Here is an 845-nt window from a genome sequence, read left to right on the forward strand (position 1 = left end):
CGCACCTGGCTCGACGCCTTCGGCACCGGCACCAAAACCAACGCCAACGGTGAAAAAGTCGCCAGCCCCATTGCCGCAGCCAACAGCGCACGCACGCCTGCTGAAGGACTCTCCGACGCCGAACGCATCCGCGTGCTGGAACGCGAAAACGCCAAGCTCCGGGAGGAACGAGAGATCCTCCGCAAGGCGGCCAAATATTTCGCGGAAGAGACGAACTGGTGAACCGCTTCCGGTTCGTTGATGACAACCGAGGCCTCTACGAGGTCAAGCGGTTATGTGAGGTTTTGAAGATCAACCGGTCCTCGTATTACAAATGGAAATCAGCTGCTCCTGCCCGCCGGCGACGCGTCCTTGACGACGCGGTGCTGGGAGCGAGGATCAAGGCCGTGTTCACGGCCGAGAACGGTTGTTACGGGGCGAAACGCGTGACGGCGGCCATCAATTCCGATCCAGCCAACGACGACCTTTTCAATCACAAGCGCACCGCCAGGTTGATGCGCCAGATGGGCCTGTTCGGCTACACCAAAAAACGCCGGGTGAAGACCACCGTGTCTGCGAAACGGGCTCCGAAGTTGCCCGACCTGCTGAAACGCCGGTTCACCGCGGAGAAACCGAACACCATCTACGTCGGCGATATCACGTACCTGCCGATCGCGGACGGGTCGAATATGTACCTGGCCACCGTCATCGACTGCTATTCGCGGCAGTTGACCGGTTTCGCGATCGCCGACCACATGCGCACGGAGTTGGTCGAAGAAGCTCTCACGATGGCCCACGGGGTCCGAGGCAACCTTGACGGGGCGATTTTCCACTCCGATCATGGCAGCGTCTATACCTCTGGGCAA

1 pseudogene is annotated in these 845 nt (G+C 60.2%); it reads left to right on the forward strand.

The annotated features are described in order from the left end of the window. A pseudogene (locus ABRP86_RS11515) lies at positions 1-845 on the forward strand (IS3 family transposase); the annotation flags it as partial.

The organism is Corynebacterium sp. KPL3927, assembly GCF_040225835.1.
In the GTDB taxonomy this organism is placed as follows: Bacteria; Actinomycetota; Actinomycetes; order Mycobacteriales; family Mycobacteriaceae; genus Corynebacterium.